17 protein-coding genes are annotated in these 19,228 nt (G+C 68.1%); 8 read left to right on the top strand and 9 right to left on the bottom strand.

The genetic code is table 11. The annotated features are described in order from the left end of the window. Positions 1 to 29: 29 nt before the first annotated feature. On the top strand, positions 30 to 1,076 hold the full coding sequence (hisC, locus tag B3611_RS09870; protein WP_291314903.1) for a histidinol-phosphate transaminase: 1,047 nt from the start codon (positions 30 to 32) through the stop codon (positions 1,074 to 1,076). Between the two features lie 68 nt (positions 1,077 to 1,144). Here hisC and B3611_RS09875 read toward each other — a convergent pair whose 3' ends face one another. Then, positions 1,145 to 2,554, bottom strand: coding sequence for an aldehyde dehydrogenase family protein (locus B3611_RS09875; protein WP_291314962.1), 1,410 nt, complete (start codon positions 2,552 to 2,554; stop codon positions 1,145 to 1,147). Positions 2,555 to 2,758: 204 nt separating this feature from the next. Here B3611_RS09875 and B3611_RS09880 point away from each other — a divergent pair, with 204 nt between their 5' ends. Continuing rightward, positions 2,759 to 3,712, top strand: coding sequence for a helix-turn-helix domain-containing protein (locus tag B3611_RS09880; protein WP_291314904.1), 954 nt, complete (start codon positions 2,759 to 2,761; stop codon positions 3,710 to 3,712). A 61-nt stretch (positions 3,713 to 3,773) separates the two neighbouring features. On the opposite strand, the gene B3611_RS09885 is transcribed toward B3611_RS09880, so the two are convergent. The 7 genes from B3611_RS09885 to B3611_RS09915 all read right to left on the bottom strand — a co-directional run bounded on the left by B3611_RS09885 (position 3,774) and on the right by B3611_RS09915 (position 11,728). Beyond that, positions 3,774 to 5,249 carry an NAD-dependent succinate-semialdehyde dehydrogenase gene (locus B3611_RS09885; RefSeq protein WP_291314905.1) on the bottom strand — a complete coding sequence of 492 codons (1,476 nt, stop codon included), beginning with the start codon at positions 5,247 to 5,249 and terminating at the stop codon, positions 3,774 to 3,776. A 12-nt stretch (positions 5,250 to 5,261) separates the two neighbouring features. Next, positions 5,262 to 6,053 (bottom strand): HpcH/HpaI aldolase family protein, encoded by a 792-nt coding sequence (locus tag B3611_RS09890; RefSeq protein WP_291314906.1) that lies wholly within the window; start codon positions 6,051 to 6,053, stop codon positions 5,262 to 5,264. After that, entirely contained in the window at positions 6,038 to 6,823 is a 786-nt protein-coding gene (hpaH, locus tag B3611_RS09895; RefSeq protein ID WP_291314907.1) for a 2-oxo-hept-4-ene-1,7-dioate hydratase, read from the bottom strand. Before hpaH ends, B3611_RS09890 begins: the two co-directional genes overlap by 16 nt. Before the next feature lie 73 nt (positions 6,824 to 6,896). Further along, positions 6,897 to 7,970: a 3,4-dihydroxyphenylacetate 2,3-dioxygenase gene (gene hpaD / locus B3611_RS09900; RefSeq protein ID WP_291314908.1), complete on the bottom strand. Its 1,074-nt coding sequence runs from the start codon at positions 7,968 to 7,970 to the stop codon at positions 6,897 to 6,899. A 37-nt stretch (positions 7,971 to 8,007) separates the two neighbouring features. Beyond that, on the bottom strand, positions 8,008 to 9,525 hold the full coding sequence (gene hpaE, locus B3611_RS09905; RefSeq protein ID WP_291314909.1) for a 5-carboxymethyl-2-hydroxymuconate semialdehyde dehydrogenase: 1,518 nt from the start codon (positions 9,523 to 9,525) through the stop codon (positions 8,008 to 8,010). Positions 9,526 to 9,566: 41 nt separating this feature from the next. Then, positions 9,567 to 10,244 carry a GntR family transcriptional regulator gene (locus B3611_RS09910; protein ID WP_291314910.1) on the bottom strand — a complete coding sequence of 226 codons (678 nt, stop codon included), beginning with the start codon at positions 10,242 to 10,244 and terminating at the stop codon, positions 9,567 to 9,569. 11 nt (positions 10,245 to 10,255) lie between these two features. Then, entirely contained in the window at positions 10,256 to 11,728 is a 1,473-nt protein-coding gene (locus tag B3611_RS09915) for a fumarylacetoacetate hydrolase family protein (protein WP_291314911.1), read from the bottom strand. A gap of 154 nt (positions 11,729 to 11,882) precedes the next feature. Here B3611_RS09915 and B3611_RS09920 point away from each other — a divergent pair, with 154 nt between their 5' ends. From B3611_RS09920 to B3611_RS09940, 5 genes are all read left to right on the top strand, one after another. After that, entirely contained in the window at positions 11,883 to 13,274 is a 1,392-nt protein-coding gene (locus B3611_RS09920) for an MFS transporter (RefSeq protein ID WP_291314912.1), read from the top strand. Between the two features lie 144 nt (positions 13,275 to 13,418). Further along, positions 13,419 to 15,311 carry an FAD-dependent monooxygenase gene (locus B3611_RS09925; protein WP_291314913.1) on the top strand — a complete coding sequence of 631 codons (1,893 nt, stop codon included), beginning with the start codon at positions 13,419 to 13,421 and terminating at the stop codon, positions 15,309 to 15,311. A 198-nt stretch (positions 15,312 to 15,509) separates the two neighbouring features. Then, positions 15,510 to 16,187: a 50S ribosomal protein L25/general stress protein Ctc gene (locus B3611_RS09930; RefSeq protein ID WP_291314914.1), complete on the top strand. Its 678-nt coding sequence runs from the start codon at positions 15,510 to 15,512 to the stop codon at positions 16,185 to 16,187. A gap of 86 nt (positions 16,188 to 16,273) precedes the next feature. Further along, positions 16,274 to 16,840 carry an aminoacyl-tRNA hydrolase gene (pth, locus tag B3611_RS09935; protein WP_291314915.1) on the top strand — a complete coding sequence of 189 codons (567 nt, stop codon included), beginning with the start codon at positions 16,274 to 16,276 and terminating at the stop codon, positions 16,838 to 16,840. Positions 16,841 to 16,842: 2 nt separating this feature from the next. Continuing rightward, a complete protein-coding gene (locus B3611_RS09940) occupies positions 16,843 to 17,691 on the top strand; it encodes a fumarylacetoacetate hydrolase family protein (RefSeq protein WP_291314916.1) in 849 nt (282 codons plus the stop codon). On the opposite strand, the gene B3611_RS09945 is transcribed toward B3611_RS09940, so the two are convergent. Next, the gene (locus B3611_RS09945) at positions 17,688 to 18,599 is read right to left on the bottom strand and encodes a nitronate monooxygenase (RefSeq protein WP_291314917.1); all 912 of its coding nucleotides are present in this window, start codon (positions 18,597 to 18,599) and stop codon (positions 17,688 to 17,690) included. The two genes, B3611_RS09940 and B3611_RS09945, sit on opposite strands and share 4 nt — an antisense overlap. Positions 18,600 to 18,615: 16 nt before the next feature. On the opposite strand from B3611_RS09945, the gene pth (B3611_RS09950) reads away from it, so the two are divergent. Beyond that, positions 18,616 to 19,224 carry an aminoacyl-tRNA hydrolase gene (gene pth / locus B3611_RS09950; protein WP_291314918.1) on the top strand — a complete coding sequence of 203 codons (609 nt, stop codon included), beginning with the start codon at positions 18,616 to 18,618 and terminating at the stop codon, positions 19,222 to 19,224. Positions 19,225 to 19,228: the final 4 nt, after the last annotated feature.

Here is a 19,228-nt window from a genome sequence, read left to right on the forward strand (position 1 = left end):
CCGAAAAGCCCCTGAAGGAGTACACCCCCGTGATCCGACCCGACCTCTCCCACCTCCCCGCCTACGTCCCCGGTGCGCGCAACGACGCGGCCGTGAAGCTCTCCTCCAACGAGATCGCGGAGGGCCCGCTGCCCTCCGTCAAGGCGGCCATGGCGGAGTCCCTCGAGACCATCAACCGCTACCCGGACATGGGCGCCCTGGAGCTGCGCACCGCCATTGCGGGCCACCTGGGGCTCGCGCCCGAGCAGGTGGCGGTGGGCACGGGCTCCTCCGCACTGTGCCAGCAGCTGGTCAACATTGTGGCTCAGCCGGGCGACGACGTGGTCTTCCCCTGGCGCTCCTTCGAGGCCTACCCGATCTTCGCCCGCGTGGCCGGTGCCAACCCAGTCGCGGTGCCGCTCACCGCCGACCACCGCGTCGACCTGGATGGGCTGCTCGCGGCGGTGAGCGAGAACACGAAGCTCATCTTCGTGTGCAACCCCAACAACCCGACCGCGACGACCATCACCAAGGAAGAGTGGAAGGACTTCATGTCCAAGGTTCCGGCCGACGTTCTCGTCGGGCTCGACGAGGCCTACTTCGAGTACAACCTCTCCGGAACCTCCCCCATCGCCACCGAGGAGATCTCCGCCTACCCGAACGTCGTCGGCCTTCGCACCTTCTCCAAGGCATATGGTCTCGCCGGCGCGCGCATCGGCTACGCCTTCGGGCCCGAGGAAATCATCGAGGCCCTGAACAAGGTCGCCGTGCCTTTCAGCGTCAGCTCCATCGCCCAGACCGGCGCCCTGGCCTCGCTGGAGATGCAGGATGAGCTGGACAAGCGGGTGCGTACCACCGCCGAGCAGCGCGAGCGGTTACACGGGGCCCTCGCCCCCCTCGGTTCCCCGGAGTCGCAGACCAACTTCGTCTGGATCCCCGCCGAGTCCCTTGGCGTCAGCCCCCAGGACCTGGCGAAGAAGCTCGCCGAGAACAACCTCCTCGTGCGCGCCTTCCCCGAGGGCATCCGCATCACCGTCACCAACGCGGAGGAGACGGACGCGTTCCTCGAAGCCTGGGATAAGTCCTACTCCGCCTAGTGCGCGTTCAAGGGGCCGTCGAGAAGCGGAGTGCTTTTCGACGGCCCCTTCGGCCGTTCCCGGAAACCCTAGCCCGTGATCACGTGCGGCTGGCCGAGGCCCTTAAGACCCTCGACGCCGAACTCGACGCCGTAACCGGAGTGGCCGACACCCCCGAAGGGGATGCGCGGGTCGACGGCGCCGTGGTTGTTGATCCACGTCGTGCCGGCCTCCAGGCGCTCGGCCACCTTGAGGGCGCGCTCGCGGTCGGAGGACCAGACGGAGGAGCCGAGGCCCACGTCGAGGGAGTTGGCCATGTCGATGGCCTCGTCGAGCGTGGTGTAGCGCACGATCGGCAGGGCGGGACCAAACTGCTCCTCCACCACTAGAGCGTTGCCCGGGTCGATGTCGGCGACGAGGGTCGTCGGGTAGAAGTAACCCTTCTGCCCCTCCTCGGGGTCACCGCCCATGACGATGCGGGCACCCGAGTCCTTCGCCTTCTGCACGAGGTCGGCGACGATGTCGAACTGCGCCTTGTTCTGCAGGGGGCCGAGAACGTTGTTCTCGTCGATGCCCTCGCCCATGGGGACGTTCGCGGCGAACTCGGCGAGCGCGTCGACGACCTCGTCATAGATGGCGTCCGGCACGTAGAGGCGCTTCAGGGCGGCACAGGTCTGGCCGGTGTTGATGAAGGCGCCCCAGAAGAGGCCCTCGGCGACGGCCTTCGGGTCGACGTCGTCAAGCACGATGCCCGCGTCGTTGCCGCCGAGCTCCAGGGTGAGGCGCTTGTAGGTGGGCGCGGAGGCCTCGATGATCTTCTGGCCGGTCGCGGTCGAGCCGGTGAACATGATCTTGTCCACGTCCTCGTGCTTCGACAGCGCGGCGCCGAGCTCGCGGTCGCCGGAGACGTAGTTGAGCACGCCCTCCGGTACGGCGGTGGCGATGAGGTGGATCAGCGCCTTGACGGACAGCGGGGTGTACTCCGAGGGCTTGACCACCACGGTGTTGCCCATGCGCAGGGCGGGGGCGACCTGCCAGACGGTGATCATCATCGGCCAGTTCCACGGGCCGATGGCACCCACGACCCCGATCGGGCGGTACGTCATGGTGGAGTAGGTCTCGCCGTCGTCGACGACGACCTCGGGTTCAAGCTCGAAGGAGGCGGTGGCGCGCAGCCACCCCGAGCACGCGCCGACCTCGAAACGGGCGTTCGGTCCGTTCAGGGGCTTTCCCTGTTCGCGGGAGAGCAGCTCCGCCAGCGGCTCCGCGTTCGCGTCGATGGCATCTGCCGCAGCGTTGAGCATGGCGCTGCGCTCTTCGTGGGTGGTGGTGCGGGACGTCGCAAAGGCCTCCCGGGCGCGCGCGACGGCGCTGTTGAGGTCCTCGACGGTGTCGGTGTCCGCGAAGCCGACGCGCTCACCCGTTGCGGGGTTGAGAATCTCGCGCCCGGACTCGCCGGCATCAATGGCCGCGAGAAGCTCGTCGTAGGAAGAGTAGATGGGAAAGACACGGGGTGCTCCTGTCCTCGGGGGTGTGCAAAAGGTTGTGTTCGAACTCCGCCATCATCTCATGAGCGGCACCTAACTACTTTGACCGTGGTGTACCGTAGTTCACATTCCGTGCACGAATGTTTCATCCGGTGTCAAGGATCAGAGCCAGGGATCTGCCCGTCCCAGGGCGCACCACCGGCGGAAGGAGGCCCCGTGTCCATCCAGGTGAGCACCAGCCTGTCCCTCCCCCAGTGGCGCGAGGCCACCGCCGGGTTCGGTGCGCTGCGCATCAATGCCGATGCCCCCACCGCATTCTCGGGCTCCATCCAGCGCATGGACATCGACGGGGTGAGCCTGTTCTTCCTGGAGACACCGGCCCACACCGTCTCCCTCGACGAGGTCAGCGCCGCCGCGAACGCCCGCCACGCGGGCCCGTACTGCAAGCTCAGCCTCCAGCTTGACGGCGAGCTGGTGGTCACCCAGGACGGCCGGACCACCCACCTCCGCCCGGGCGACCTCGCCCTCTACGTCACACACCGGCCGTACCACCTGTGCTACAGCGGCGATCAGCGCAGCCTGATCATCCTCTTCCCCGAGCGCCTCGTGCAGCTCCCGGGCGCGAGCATCCGCGGCATCACCGCCCGGCGGGTCGCGGCGGACGAGGGGCTGGGAACGGTTATCGTCCCTCTCCTGCGGCAGCTCGCCAACAACTTCTCGCTTCTCGACGGCCCCCACGGCAGCGCCCTGATCCACTCCGCGCTCGACATGCTGGTCGCCGTCCTCGCCTCCGAGCTCGGCCCGGAGAGCGACAACGACCGCACCGACACCCTCATCCGCCGCGCGCACGCCGTCATCGACGCCCACCTTGCAGACCCGGAACTCAACCCACGCACCATCGCCGACGCGCTGTTCATCTCCGTGCGCCACCTCCACGGCCTTTTTTCCGGGACGGGCACAACAGTTGCCGCTGTGATCCGCGACAAGCGCCTGCGCCTGCTGCGCTCCAAGCTGGCGGATCCGCGCCGCGCCGGCGACGCCATCGTCACCATCGGCGCCGAGGTGGGTCTGCCGGACCCCTCGCACCTGTCGCGCCTGTTCAAGGGTGCGTACGGGATCAGCCCGAGCGCCTTCCGTAAGCAGGCCCTTTCCGCCCCCGGCGCGGCCTGAGCAGGCAAACAAAAACCCCGCCCGGCCAGGTGACCGGGCAGGGTTTCAGCCGCACGCGAAGCTACTTGACGCGCTCGTACGGGTCGCGGGTGCCGATGTGCTGGACCTCCGTGTACTCGAGCATCCCCTCGCGCGATCCCTCGCGGCCCAGGCCGGAGGCCTTCACGCCACCGAAGGGGATGGACGCGTCCGAGATGACGCCGGAGTTGAAACCGAGGATGCCGAACTCCAGGTTGTCCGAGGCACGGAACATCATGTCCGGGTTCTCGGAGAACACGTAGGAGGCGAGGCCGTACTCGGTGTCGTTGGCCATCTCCCACGCCTCCTCCTCGGTGGAGAAGGTGAAGATGGGCGCGATGGGCCCGAAGATCTCCTCGCGGAACACCTTCGCGTCCCGCGACGCACCCGTGATGACGGTCGGCTCGAAGAAGTAGCCCCTGCCGTCGACGGCCTTGCCGCCGGTTCGGACGGTGCCGCCGTGGGCGACGGCGTCCTCAACGAGCTCCTTCATGTGCTCGACGGCCTTGGCCTCCACGAGGGGGCCGACCTCCACACCCTCGTCCATGCCGTTGCCCACCTTCATCGCGGCAACCGCCTCGACGAACTTCGCGGTGAACTCCTCCGCAATGGACTCGTGCACCAGGATGCGGTTGGCGGCAGTGCACGCCTCGCCGATGTTGCGCATCTTCGCGGCCTTGACACCCGCGACGGCACCGTCAACGTCGGCGTCCGCGAACACGATGGCGGGGGCGTTGCCCCCCAGCTCGAGCGAGACCTTGATGACGTTCTTCGCCGCAAGCTCCATGAGCGAGGAGCCGACCGGGGTGGAACCCGTGAAGGACATCTTGCGCAGGCGCGGATCCTCCATGATCGGCTCGGAGACGTTGGAGGCGGACTTCGAGGAGACGATGTTGATCACACCGTCGGGAACGCCGGCCTCCACCATCGTCTGCACGAAGTACTGCATGGTCAGCGGCGTCAGCTTCGCCGGTTTGACGATCACCGTGTTGCCCGCCGCCAGCGCCGGGGCGATCTTGCGCGTGGCCATGGACAGCGGGAAGTTCCACGGGGTGATCAGCAGGCACGGGCCCACCGGCTTGTGCACGGTGACCATGCGGTTGCCCTTGGCCGGGTACTGGTTGGTGTGGCCGAAGAAGTGATTCGCCTCCTCGGAGAACCAGAGCAGGTAGTCGGAACCGTAGGCGACCTCGCCCTTCGCCTCCGTAAAGGACTTGCCCATCTCCAGGGTCATGATGGTGGCGAACTCTTCGGCGCGCTCCATCATCAGGTCGTAACCCCTGCGCAGGATCTCGGCGCGGGTGCGCGGTGCGGTGCGCTCCCATTCCTTTCGGGCCGCGTGTGCGGCATCCAGAGCGGCGAGGGAGTCCTCGCGGGTACCGGAGGCCATCGTCGCGAGCACCTCCTCCGTGGCGGGGTTGAGTACCTCGTAGGTCTCCCCCGCCGAGCCGTCGCGCCACTCGCCGCCGATGAACAGACGCTTCTCAATCTTGTTCAGAAGTTCTTCCGTGTTAACCATTTCCCTAGCTCCTTAGTTGTCGTGCGTGAAGTCCGCGGCCAGCGCGCGCGCCGAGTTCGCCAGCAGCTGGACGTCAGCGCCCACGAGGGCGAACGCCGCACCCTGTCGCAGATACGTGCGGGCCTGGTCGAGATTGAAAGCGTTGACACCCACCGGTTTACCAGCTTCGCGGGCGGCCCGGAAGGTCTCTTCCACGGCGGCGAGCACCTCCGGGTGGGTCTGCTGACCCAGCAGGCCCATCGACGCTGCCAGGTCGGAGGGGCCGACGAAGACCTGGTCCACGCCCTCGACGGCGAAGATTTCGGCGGCGTTTTCCACGGCCTGCTTGGATTCGATCTGCACGGTCAGGCTCACCGACTCGCTGGCGCGGGCGAGGTAGTTCTCCACCCCGTTCCACCGGGAGGAGCGCGCCAGGGCGCTGCCCACCCCGCGCACACCGCGCGGCGGGTAGTGCATCGCGGCGACGGCCTGCTCCGCCTGTTCCGGGGTGTGCACCATCGGGACCATGAGGTTCTGCGCCCCCAGGTCCAGATACTGCTTGATCAGCGCGGTGTCCAGCACGGGCAGGCGCACCACGGGTGTCGCCCGGGAGGAGCCGACGGCGCGCAGCAGGTCGAGGATGGTTTCAAGCCCGTACGGGGAGTGCTCGGCGTCGATAAGCACCCAGCTGAAACCCGCGTTGGCGACGATCTCCGCGTTGGTGGCGGAGCCGGAGGTGACCCACGCGCCGACGAGGGCGTCGCCCTCAGGCAGCGCCGAGACCCGCTCGGCGAAGGTGGGGGGAAGTTCTAGACGAAACGGCATGTGATCGCTCCCAGCTTTCCGTAGTCGGCGTGGACGGTGTCGCCCCTGTGCACCCACATGGGCTTGGTGAAGGATCCGGCGAGGATGATGTCACCCGCCTTGAGGGCGTCCCCGTGGCCGTGGAGCTTGTTGGCCAGCCACGCCACACCCATCGCGGGGTGGTTGAGCACCGCCGCGGCGACGCCGGTGTCCTCGAGGGACTCGTTGCGGTAGAGCAGCGCGGAGACCCAGCGCAGATCCACGGCGTCCGGGGCGACGGGGTTGCCGCCGTAGACCATCGCGCCCATCGCGGCGTTGTCGCTGATGGTGTCCACGATGGTGCGTCCCTGCATCTCGATGCGGCTGGAGAGGATCTCCAGGGCAGGCACCACGTACTTCGTGGCGTCGAGGACATCGAAGATTGTCGCGTTCGGCCCGGAGAGGTCCTTCTTCAGCACGAACGCAAGCTCGACCTCGATGCGCACATTGGAGAATTGGCCGTGCTCGATCACGGAGCCGTTCTCGAAGATCATGTCGTCGAAGATGGCGCCGTAATCCGGCTCGGTGATACCGGTCGCCTCCTGCATGACCTTCGAGGTCAGGCCGATCTTGCGGCCGACGAGCCGACGCCCGGCCTGCTCACCCCGGCGCACCCATTCGGCCTGGACGGCGTACGAGTCCTCGACCTCCATCCCGGGGTAGCGCCTGGTCAGCAGAGGGACCATGGAGCGGGTGCTCTCCGCCTCCGCCAGCTCGTCCGCGATGCGGTCGATTACCTTCTTTTCCAGCAATGTCAGTCACTCCAGTGCGTGTAGTTCGGGCCGGTTTTCTTCCCTTGTCAGCGCCACCGCGGGCGCGCCGGTCCTAGAGGCTGTGGCCCAGCTTGAACTCGCCCTGCTTCCAGTCGGGCATCTCCTCGGCGTCGTCCTCGCGGGTGTAGGAGAACCCGTCGGCGCCGATGGTCTGCTCCAGCTCGGATGCGTCGGTGCGGGTGACCAGGTCGACGAGGTTCCCGTCGAGGTCGAGCACGCGGGAACCGTCGCGGTACCAGGAGGGCACGACCGGGGTGCCCCACCAGTCGCGGCGCTGGTTGTCGTGCACGTCCCAGGTCACCACCGGGTTGTCCGGATCGCCGGTGTAGTAGTCCTGCGTGTAGATCTCCACGCGGTGGCCGTCGGGGTCGCGCAGGTAGAGGTAGTACGCGTTGGACACGCCGTGGCGGCCGGGCCCGCGCTCGATGCGGTCGGACTCCCGCAGCGCGCCCAGCTTGTCGCAGATGGCGATGATGTTGTGCTTCTCGTGGGTGGCGAAGGCGATGTGGTGCATACGCGGGCCGTCGCCGCCGGTCATGGCGGTGTCGTGCACGGTGGGCTTGCGGCGCATCCACGCCGCGTAGACGGTGCCCTCCTTGTCGCGGATGTCCTCGGTGATGCGGAAACCGAGGTCCTCCATGTATTCCACGGCCTTGGGCACGTCCGGGGTGATCTGGTTGAAGTGGTCCAGTCGGACCAGGGCACCCGGGATGTGGGCATCGTAGGACCACGCGAGGCGCTTCTCGTGCTTGACGTCGTGAAAGAACTCGTAGGGGAAGCCCAGGGGATCCTCCACGCGCACGGAGTCGCCGATGCCCTTGACAAAGCCCTCCTTACGCCGCTCCACGCGGCAGCCGCGCTCCTCGTAGAATGCGACGGCCCTGTCCAGGTCCTCCGGGGAACGGACACGGAACGAGAACGCGGCCACGGCCGGCTCGGGGCCCTTGCGCAGCACCAGGTTGTGGTGGATGAACTCCTCGTAGGTGCGCAGGTAGATGGCCTCGTCATCCTCCTCGGTGACGACCAGGCCGAGGGTGTCCACGTAGAAGCGGCGGGACTCGGCGAGGTCGGTGACGATGATCTCCATGTAGGCGCAACGCAGGATATCGGGTGCCTGTGCGGTCATGACTTTTCTCCTTGATGTGGGGGTGCGGGGACGGGGCTTACTTGCCCTGCTTGCCGAAGACGGGGTTGTGGACCTCGCCGAGGTTGATGTGGACTGCCTGCTGCTCCGTGTAGAAGTCGATCGAGCGGTAGCCGCCCTCGTGGCCGAGGCCGGAGGCCTTCACACCGCCGAACGGGGTGCGCAGGTCGCGGACGTTGTTGGAGTTCAGCCACACCATGCCGGAGTCGACGTTCTGCGCGAAGTTGTGGGCGCGCTTCAGGTCGGAGGTCCAGATGTAGGCGGCGAGGCCGTACTTGGTGTTGTTGGCCAGCTCGAGGGCCTCCTCCTCCGTGTCGAAGGGGGTGATGGCGACGACGGGGCCGAAGATCTCCTCCTGGAAGATGCGGGCCTCGGGCTTGACGTCGACGAAGACGGTGGGCTGGACGAAGTTGCCCTCCTCGAAGCCCTCGGGGCGGCCGCCGCCGGCGACGAGGCGGGCCTCCTGCTTGCCGATCTCCACGTAGCTCATGACCTTCTCGTAGTGCTCCGGGTGGACCAGGGCACCGACCTCGGTGGACGGGTCGGACGGCAGGCCGACCTTGACGTTGGAGGCCTGGGCGGCGTAGCGCTCCACGAACTCGTCGTAGATCGAGCGCTGGACCAGAATGCGCGCGCCGGCGGTGCAGCGCTCGCCGTTGAGGGAGAACACGCCGAAGATGGTCGCGTCGATGGCGGCCTCCAGGTCGGCGTCCTCGAACACGACGGCCGGGGACTTGCCGCCGAGCTCCATGGACAGGCCCTTGAGGAAGGGCGCGGAGTTGCCGAAGATGATCTGGCCCGTGCGGGACTCGCCGGTGAAGGAGATCAGCGGGACGTCGGGGTGCTTGACCAGCGGGTCGCCGGCGTAGCCTTCCTCGCCGAAGCCGTTGACGAGGTTGAATACGCCCTTGGGCAGGCCGGCCTCCTCGAAGATGCCGCCCCACAGCTGCGCGGACAGGGGGGTGAACTCGGCGGGCTTGAGCACCACGGAGTTGCCTGTGGCCAGCGCGGGCGCCAGCTTCCAGGACTCGAGCATGAACGGGGTGTTCCAGGGGGTGATCAGACCGGCGACGCCGACCGGCTTGCGGTTGACGTAGTTGATCTGGCGGCCGGGGACCTTGAAGGCGTCGTCGGTCTGGGCGACGATGAGGTCCGCGAAGAAGCGGAAGTTCTCCGCGGCGCGGCGGGCCTGGCCGCTGGCCTGCGTGATGGGCAGACCGGAGTCGAAGGACTCCCAGGCGGCGAGGGTCTCGGCGCGGGATTCGACGATGTCCGCGATCTTGTGCAGGACGCGGGAGCGCTCACGCGGCAGGGCGCGGGCCCACGGGCCGTTGTCGAAGGCGTGCTTCGCGGCGGCGACCGCGCGATCGATGTCGGCGGACTTGCCGGAGGCGGCCTTGATGTAGGTCTCGTTGGTGACGGGATCGAGGACCTCGAACTCGTCGCCGTCGAGGGACTCGACGAACTCGCCGTTGATGTAGTGGAGGATCTTCTCCGGCAGGTTGTCGGGCTTTGCTGCACTGTTGTCGTAGGTCATGGTTTTTCTCCTCGGTGGTGGGGTTTCTCAGGGGTTGGTTATCAGGGGGTGTCGGGGTGGTCGACGTGGTCGAGGTAGACCTTCAGCGTCGCCATACGGTGCTGTCGGGCGACGGTCTCGATATAGTCGGGGGACGCCTTCGCGCGGATCAGGGCGATCAGCTGGGAATGCTCCGCGACGGAGGTTGCGGCGCGCTCCGGCACGTAGCGGAAGGTGGACACGCGGTGGCGGTCCAGCTCCTCCCACTCCCGCAGCACCAGGTTGACCAGGCGCCTGTTCGGGCAGTGGCGGAAGAGCGCGCTGTGGAACTGCTGGTTCAGGGCGGTAAACGCCACCGCGTCGAAGTCATTGATCAGCTCCTTCATCTCCTCGTTGATCCGCTCCGCCTCGGCGAGGTCCCCGTCCGTCGCGTGCGGGGAGGCAAGTGCCGTCGCCGCTGCCTCGAGCACCGCGACCGTTTCCATGGTCTCGGCGTACTCGCGGCGATTGAGGATGGACACCCGCGCGCCGACGTTGTGCTCGTAGGTGACCATCCCCTCGGCCTCGAGGATGCGGATGGCCTCTCGGACGGGGACGACGCTGACATCCAGGGACTCGGCGATGCTGGAAAGCACGAGGCGGTGGCCCGGCTCGTACTCCCGGGTGCGGATCCGCTCGCGGATCCAGTCGTAGGCCCTCTCCGTCTTGGATGTTCCGGCGGGCACCTGGGTCGTCGTCACGCGCTGCCCCGCTACTTGCCCGCGTACTCTTCGTAGGCCTTCTTGTTCTCCCCGGTCGGGGGGAACATGCCGTCGAGCTTGTGGCCGGCCTTGACCTGCTCGGCCACCCACCCATCCTGGTGCTCCTTGGCCAGCGCCGCGTCGACGACCTCCTCGACGATCCCGCGGGGGATGACCACGACCCCGTCGTCGTCGCCGACGATGATGTCGCCCGGGAGCACCGCCACGTTCCCGCAGGCGATCGCCGTATCGACGTCCCACGGAACGTGGCGCCGGCCGAGCACCGCGGGGTGGGCGCCCTGCGTGAACACGGGCAGGCCGATTTCCTTGACCGCCGCGTAGTCGCGCACGCCGCCGTCGGTGACCACGCCGGCGGCACCGCGGTGCCGGGCGCGCAGGGCCAGAATGTCGCCCATCGTGCCGGACTCGGGCTGGCGGCGGGCCTCGATGACGATGACCTCACCCTCCCCGACCGCGTCAAAGACCTGCTTCTGGGCGTTGAAGCCGCCACCGTGGGTCTTGAAAAGGTCCTCGCGCTCCGGCAGGAAGCGCAGGGTGCGGGCGGGGCCGACGAGCTTGGTTCCCGGGGTCTGCGGGTACACGCCCTCGATGACCACCTGGTTCAAACCGCGCGCGCGCAGCTCGGCGGAGAGGCCGGCCGTCGGCGCCTCCATGAGCTTTGCACGCAGCTCGGGGCTGAGCGGGGCACCGGCGGGGCTTTCGGGAGCAAGCCCCGCAGCCTCCCGCGAGCCCCACGCGTCCTCGCGCAGCTTGTCGTCCGTTTTCGGCATCAGGCCCAAGGCGGGGTCGAAGTCGCCCGGGCCCTCGACTACGCGGGTGGTCAGCCGCCCCGAGGTCGGTGCGCCAGGCGCACCCGGCGCGTCCACCTCGACCTCGACGACGTCGCCGTCCTTGATCACTGTCGAACCCTCGGGCGTGCCGGTGAGGATGATGTCGCCGGGCTCCAGGGTCATGTGCTGGGACAGGTCGGCGACGAACTGGGCGAGCGGGAAGATGAGGTCCTCGGCGGAGGAGGTGTCGTCCTGGGCGAGCTCGCCGTTGACCCAGGTGCGCAGGCGCAGGCCCGCGGGGTCGACGGTGGAGGCATCGATGTAGTTCGGCCCTACGGGGGTGTAACCGTCTCGGGACTTGGAGCGGGTGTTCGAACCCTTGTCCTGGGACTTGTAGTCGTAGATGCCGAGGTCGTTCGAGGCGGTCACCCAGCCGACGTGGGACCATGCGTCCTCCAGGGAGACCCGGTGCGCCCTCGTGCCGATGATGAGTGCGATCTCACCCTCGAACGCGAGAAGCTCGCACCCGGCGGGGCGCTCGACGTCACCGGAACCGGACAGGGAGCTGGTTGCCTTGAGGAAGTACGAGGGCGCGGAGGGGCGGCGCCCCCGCTGTGCGGCGCGCGACTCGAAAGCCACATGCACGGCGATGATCTTGCCCGGTTCTACCGGGAGGTGGGCGGGTGTGGTCATAGCGAAGGTTCTCCAGGGTGATGAAAGGAATTTCCGGCAACGCCTTGCGTTCGGAACCGAATCGTATATGATTTGGTACACCTACGCAAGTGCTCCGGGTCACACGCTTCCCGTGCCGGAGACGCCCAGCACACCCGAAACCAGAGGTTGGAACATGACACAAGCAACGATGACGAAGGAGCGGGGGCGCGTCGTCGCCGCGACCACGATCGGCACTGCCATTGAGTGGTACGACTACTTCCTTTACGCGGCCACCGCGGGCCTGGTCTTCAACCAGCTGATCTTCGCCGGCCTGGGCTCCAGCACCGCGACCATCGTCAGCTTCCTCACCGTGGGCCTGTCCTTTCTGTTCCGACCACTGGGCGCGTTCTTCGCCGGCCACTTCGCCGACAAGCTCGGCCGCCGGCTCGTCCTCATGGTCACCCTCTTCGCCATGGGCGGGGCAACCGCCCTGATCGGCCTGCTGCCCACCTACGCAATGATCGGCATCTGGTCCCCCGTCCTGCTGATCTGCCTGCGCATCATCCAGGGCATTTCCGCGGGCGGCGAGTGGGGCTCCGCGGTCCTGCTCAGCGTCGAGCACGCCCCCACCGCCAAGCGCGGCCTGTTCGGTGCCGGCCCCCAGGTGGGCGTGCCGGCCGGCCTGCTGCTCTCCTCCGGCGCGCTTGCGTTGATGGACGCCATCGCCCCGGGTGACGCCTTCATGAGCTGGGGCTGGCGCGTGCCCTTCCTCTTCTCTGCCGTGCTGGTCATCATCGGTCTGTTCATCCGCATGGGCGTGGAGGAATCCCCCGTCTTCGAAGAGATGGCGGAGATCAAGGAGGTGGAGGTCACCAACCCGGTCGGCACCCTGTTCCGCCGCTTCAGCCCGCTCGTGCTCATGGGTGCCCTGCTCTTCGCGGCCAACGGCACCGTGGGGTACATGACCACCGGCGGTTACATCCAGAACTACGCCGTCAAGGGGCTGGGCATGAACCGCGGTGACATCCTCCTGGCCGTGACGGTCTCCGGCTTCACCTGGATGCTCTCCACCGCCCTCGCCGGCTACATCTCCGACATCATCGGCCGCAGGAACACCTTCATCCTCGGCTTCATCGTCCAGGGCATCGGCGCGTTCCTGCTGTTCCCCCTGGTCAACTCCGCGGACCTCGGCCGCATCTACGCCGCCCTGATCTTCCTCACCGTGGGCCTGGGGCTGACCTACGGCCACACGGGTGCGACCTACGCCGAGTTCTTCCCGGCCTCCGTGCGCGCCTCCGGGGCCTCGATCACCTACGCCATCGGCTCCATCCTCGGCGGCGCCTTCGCCCCCACCATCGCGGCCACCCTCTACACCCGCACGGGTACAACGTGGGCGATCACGGGTTACCTGGTCACCGCCTCCGTCATCGGCCTCCTCGTGGCGCTGTGCCTGCGCGAGCGCAAGGGCATCCCGCTGGGCCACGACTACGAGAGCGTGCAGGAAACCGGCCACTTCATCTGGGAACGGCCGTGGCAGGAGCAGCTCGCCGTCGAGGGCCGGACCGAGCCCGCCGCGCGACTGTGAATCGTATATTTCATAGCTAGAGGGGTGCGCCCTCCGGTCCCGTACGGCCCCGGCACATGCGCGCCCACCCCAAAACTAAATTCCCACCGCACCCACTACGCTCCCCCCTCCCCCCCGCGGGGGTGGCACGGAAAGGACCCACCCATGCACTTCCATCACAACGGGTACGTCTCCCAGGACCCCCGCAAGGCCGAGGCCGCCGGTTACGGCATCGACCGCTCCCCCGAGCTGCCGGACGAGATGGACGTGCTCATCGTCGGCAGCGGGCCGGCCGGTGCGATCGCCGCCGCTCAGCTGTCCATGTTCCCCGACGTGAACACCCGCATCATTGAGCGCCGGGCAGGCCGGCTCGAGCTGGGCCAGGCCGACGGCATCCAGGCCCGCTCCGTGGAGACCTTCCAGGCCTTCCGCTTCGCCACCGAGGTCACCGACGAGGCCTACCGCATCACCGAGATGAGCTTCTGGGTGCCGGACGAGAACGCCCCCGAGAACATCGTGCGCACCGCACGCCCGATCGACGACGAAAACGGCATCTCCGAGTTTCCCCACCTCATCGTCAACCAGGCGCGCGTGCTGGACTACTTCCTCCGCTTTGCCAAGCAGGGCCCGGCCCGCATCGAGCCCGACTACGGCTGGGAGGCCGAGGAGGTCACGGTGGAGGAGGACGCGGAGTACCCGGTCGTCGTGAAGCTCAGGCGCTCCGCGGGCGCCACCGAGGGCGAGACCCGCACGGTGCGCGCCAAGTACGTCATCGGCTGCGACGGCGCCCGCTCCCGCGTGCGCAAGTCCATCGGCCGCAAGCTCGAGGGCGACCAGGCCAACCAGGCGTGGGGCGTGATGGATGTTGTGGTGGACACCGACTTCCCCGACTGGCGCACCAAGTGCTCCATCCACTCGAAGAACGGCTCCATCCTCCATATCCCGCGCGAGGGCGGCTTCCTCGCCCGCGTGTACGTGGACATGGGCATGGTTCCCGAGGGCGACAACGGCAGGATCCGCGAGACGCCGGTGGAGAGGGTCATCGAGAAGGCGAACGAGATCTACCACCCCTATTCCATCGACGTGAAGAACGTCGCCTGGAACTCGATCTACGAAGTCGGCCACCGGCTCGTCGACGGTTTCGACGAGTGCGACCACGCGGACGAGAACGCACAGCCCCACGTCTTCCTCACCGGCGACGCCTGCCACACCCACTCCGCCAAGGCCGGCCAGGGCATGAACGTCTCCATCCAGGACGGTTTCAACATCGCCTGGAAGCTCGGCCAGGTGCTGTCGGGGATGGCCCCGGAGTCGCTCCTGCGCACCTACCACGGCGAGCGCCAGCCCGCCGCGGCCAACCTCATCCGCTTCGACAAGGAGTGGTCCACCCTCATGGCCACCCCGGTGGACCAGCTGGAGAACCCCACCGCGGTGGAGGACTACTACGTCGCCGCCGAGGAGTTCGCCGCGGGCTTCCTCACCGAGTACCCGGAAAACCTCATCACCGCCGACACCGCCCACCAGGAGATCGCCGAGGGCTACCCCGTGGGACGGCGCTTCAAGTCCTTCCCCGCCATGCGCCGCTCGGACGCCAACGAGAAGCAGCTGGGCCACGCGCACTACGCCGACGGGCGCTACCGCATCTACGTCTTCGCTGACGCGGAGCACCCGACCTCCCCCTCCTCCAAGGTCCGGTCCCTGGCCGAGCACATGGAGAAGGACGACGCCTTCTTCCGCCGGTACACCCCGGCCGGCGCCAACGAGGACGGCACCTTCGAGGTGCACGTGATCTACCAGCGGAACTACCGCGACTACGAGATCACCGACGTGCCGGCTGTTTTCCGCCCCCGCACCGGCAAGTTCAAGGTGGAGCTGTGGGACAACGTGTGGTCCGCCAACCCGAACGGGGCGGGTGACATCTTCGAGGCGCGCGGCATCAGCCGCGACGGCGCCGTCGTCGTCGTGCGGCCCGACCAGTACGTCGGCGCCGTCCTGCCGCTCGGGGACCACGGGGCACTGGACGCGTACTTCGCCAAGGCTCTGCTCCCGCAGCGGTAGGGGACGTCGACAAGCGGTTTTGCGGGCCCCGCCGCCACTGGTAGGCTGTGAGGGTCTCGGCGAGGGCTGCAAGGCCGTTATCGACGCGATATGTATCCCAGACTTTGTTGAAAGCCTGCGATCACTCGACGAGAACACATCCGTTAAGTGGTCGCAGGCTTTTCCTGTGACCCATCCCCGAACCACAGGAGAATGAACGTGGCTACCCAGACCGTCATCAAGGCAGACAAGCGCGAGGAGTTCGGCAAAGGCGCATCCCGCCGCCTGCGCCGCGAGGGCCGCATCCCCGGCGTGCTCTACGAATCCGGCATCGAGAACGTCCATTTCTCCGTGGACCGCATCGAGATGACCGCCCTCGTGCGCAACGAGGGGACCAACGCCGTCCTCGAGCTCGAGGTTGAGGGCCAGAAGATGCTCTGCATGGTCAAGCACATCGACCAGAACGTGCTCACCCTCGACATCGACCACATCGACCTGCTGGGCATCAAGCGCGGCGAGAAGGTCGTCGTGGAGATCCCGGTGATCACCGAGGGCGAGGCGCAGCCGGACGCCGTCGTGCTGCAGGAGGCCACCGTCCTCGAGATCGAGGTCGACGCCATGAACATCCCCGAGGAGATCTCCATCTCCATCGAGGGCAAGGAGATCGGCGACCAGATCACCGCCGCCGACATCACCCTGCCGCAGGGCGCCTCCCTGGTCACCGACCCGGAGACCCTCATGGTCAACATCACCTACTTCCAGGAGGACGAGGAGCTCGAGGCTGCTGCCGCCGAGGCCGAGGAGGGCGGCGCCGAGGCCGGTGCCGACTCCGCCGATAACGAGCAGGATGTCGAGATCGCCGACGGCGGCGAGGGCGACGAGGGCGCTTCCGAGTAAGCCCCGGCGCACCCGCTTCACGACGCCCCCCTGCCCACCCGGGTAGCGGGGCGTTTCCCGTTCCCGGCCTGCCCTAAGATGTGGGCGTGACTGATTCCCCCGTCCTGATCGTCGGCCTGGGCAACCCCGGTGCGCAGTACGCCTCCACCCGCCACAACGCCGGCGTGGTGGTCCTCGAGGAGCTCCTGGTCCGGGCGACCCCGATGCCGGCCCAGCTCAGCGCGCACAAGAAGACCAACACGGAGGTCGCCGAGCTCGCGGCGGGGCGGCTGCTGCCCCGCCGCAGGGTGGTGCTGGCCCGCACGCGCGGCTACATGAACGTCTCCGGCGGGCCCGTCAAGGCGTTGGCGGACTACTTCGGTGCCGCACCCCGCGACCTCTACGTCATCTACGACGAGCTGGACCTGGATCTGGGTGAGGTGAAGCTGCGCGCCGGCGGGGGCGACCACGGCCACAACGGCCTGCGGTCGGTGACGAAGTCCCTGGGCACGCGCGAATACAACAAGCTGGCCGTGGGGATCGGGCGCCCGCCCGGGCGCATGGCGCCGGCCGACTACGTGCTCAAATCCTTCGGCAGGAAGGAGGCGGAGGAGCTTCCCATCGTGGCCGCCGACGCCGCCGACGAGCTGCTTCGCGCGGCGGGTAGCGTGTAGCCATGCGACTCGTCACACTCCGCACACACGGCAGCGATAGCACCCGCGACGCCGACAGCCTCACTGTCGCCGCCCGGTTCACATCCGACACCGAAGCCTGCGTCATTCCTGGCTACTCCGACGTCGGGGCGCTCCTCGCCGACCCGCAGTGGAGGGAAATTGCCGCCGCGGCCGACGGCTCGGCAGTCCGCTTCTCCCCCGCCGACCTCGCCCCCGTGGTCCCCAGCCCGGGGAAGATCATCTGCGTGGGGCTGAACTACGCCAAGCACATCGAGGAGATGGGCCACGAGCGGCCCGACGTTCCCACGCTCTTCATCAAGTTCGCCGATGCCCTCGTCGGCCCCTACGACGAGTCGGTGGTCCCCTCCTTCAACGCCGGAACCCTGGACTACGAGGGCGAGCTCGCGGTGGTGATGGGCACCCGCGCCCGCCACGTCGCCCGCGCGGATGCCCACACCCACATCGCCGGGTACTCCATCATGAACGACTACACCCAGCGCCACTACCAGAAACGCACCCAGCAGTGGCACCAGGGCAAATCGCTCGAGACCACGGCGGGCTTCGGCCCCTGGCTCGACACCGACTGGACCCCCGGCCCCGCGCTGGAGACCACGCTCAACGGCGAGCGGGTGCAGCACGCCCCCACCGACGACCTCGTCTTCGACCCCGCCGCGCTGGTCGAGTTCATCTCGCACCTCTACCCGCTCAACCCGGGCGACGTGATCGCCACCGGCACCCCCGACGGTGTCGGCCACGCCCGCACTCCGCAGCGCTACCTGGCCGACGGTGATACGGTCCGCGTGGCCGTTGCCGGCCTCGGCTACATCGAGAACACCACCCGCGTGGTCTAGCGGGCGGAAGAGGTGAGCCGCGCCTCGATCTCCGCCGCGGGCGCCTCCTCCAGACCCGCGAAGTCTGCGCCGACCAGGCAATATGGATTGTCCGGCACCATAGGCTTGAGGTACGGGTAAATCGCCGGCATGCCGGGGTGATCCCGCGTGAAGCCGGTCTCCACCCCGCGGGCCCACCTGCCGGAGAACGCGCGGCTGGGCACGGACTGCCCGCCGGCGCGCAGCAGCGCGCGGTTGCGCTCGCTGGTACCGGCCTCGTCCGCGAGAAGGAAGGCGCTTCCGCACGCCACCGACTTCGCCCCCAGAGCCAGGAGCTTCTCGACGTCCCCCGGGCCGCGCACCCCGCCCGCTGCGATGACGGGCAGCCCCACCGCGGCCGTCACGGCGGCGAGCAGCTCCTCCAGGGGGCGCTCGTCCGGGTCGTCATCCTGGCTCCACGTTCCCCGGTGCCCGCCGGCGAGAGGGCCCTGCACGATGAGTCCGTCGGCACCGCGCTGCGCGGCCTCGGCAGCCTCCGCCTCGTCGGTCACGGTCACCCACGCCTCGATCCCCGCCGTGTGCAGCAGCGCGATCTCTTCCGCGGTGAAGCACCCGAAGGTGCACGACACCACGGCCGGGCCCGCCTCGAGCACGAGCGCGAACTTCTCGTGGAAGCCGCTGGTCACGTCGGCGTCCGGTATTCCCACACCCAACTTTTCGGCGACGGCGCGTACCCGCTCCCGCGGGGGTTCGGGCTGCGGGTAGAAGAGGTTCACGCCGAAGGGTGCCCGCGCGGCAGCCAGCTGCTCACGCGCACTGTCAACGCTGCAGGTGCCCAGGGCGAGAAACCCGAAGCCCACGGCGTTGACGAGTTCCGGGGTGCTGGGGCCGCCCGCCATGGGCGCGGCGATGATGCGCGGAAGGTCCATGGTTACAGTTATATCCGTGTTCGACTTCCTCAGACGCCGTCTCCCCCGCTCCTCCGCCCCCGCCGGCAGCCCAACCGCAGAGTGGCTCGTCGTGGGCCTGGGCAACCCGGGGCCGCGCTATGAAACCACACGCCACAACGTCGGTTGCATGGCGCTTGACGAGTTGGTCGCGAAGGCCGGGGCCGCGCTTGCGCCCCTGGGTGGGACCCGCGCCCTCGTGGCGATCCACGAGGGTATCGCCTACGCGCGCCCGACAACCTACATGAACGAATCGGGGGAGGCTGTCGGTCCCCTCGCCGAACTCCTGGGGGTGGAACCGGACCATGTTGTGGTGCTTCACGACGAGCTGGACCTGCCCGCGGGCACGGTGCGCCTGCGCCGGGGCGGCAGCGAGAACGGCCACAACGGGCTGAAGTCCGTCAGCGAGCATCTGGGCACGCGCGAATACGTCCGGGTGCGCATGGGCATCGGTCGGCCCCCGAAGGGCACGTCGGTGCCGGACTGGGTCCTCTCCCCCGTCGAGGGCGATTTCTCGGCGGAGGCGGCCACGGCCGCGGACGCCGCCCGGCTCATCACCGCCGCCGGGCTGGAGCGGGCGCAGAACGACATCCATTCCCGCCCCTGACGCG

Source organism: Corynebacterium sp. UBA2622, assembly GCF_002339505.1.
GTDB lineage: Bacteria > Actinomycetota > Actinomycetes > Mycobacteriales > Mycobacteriaceae > Corynebacterium.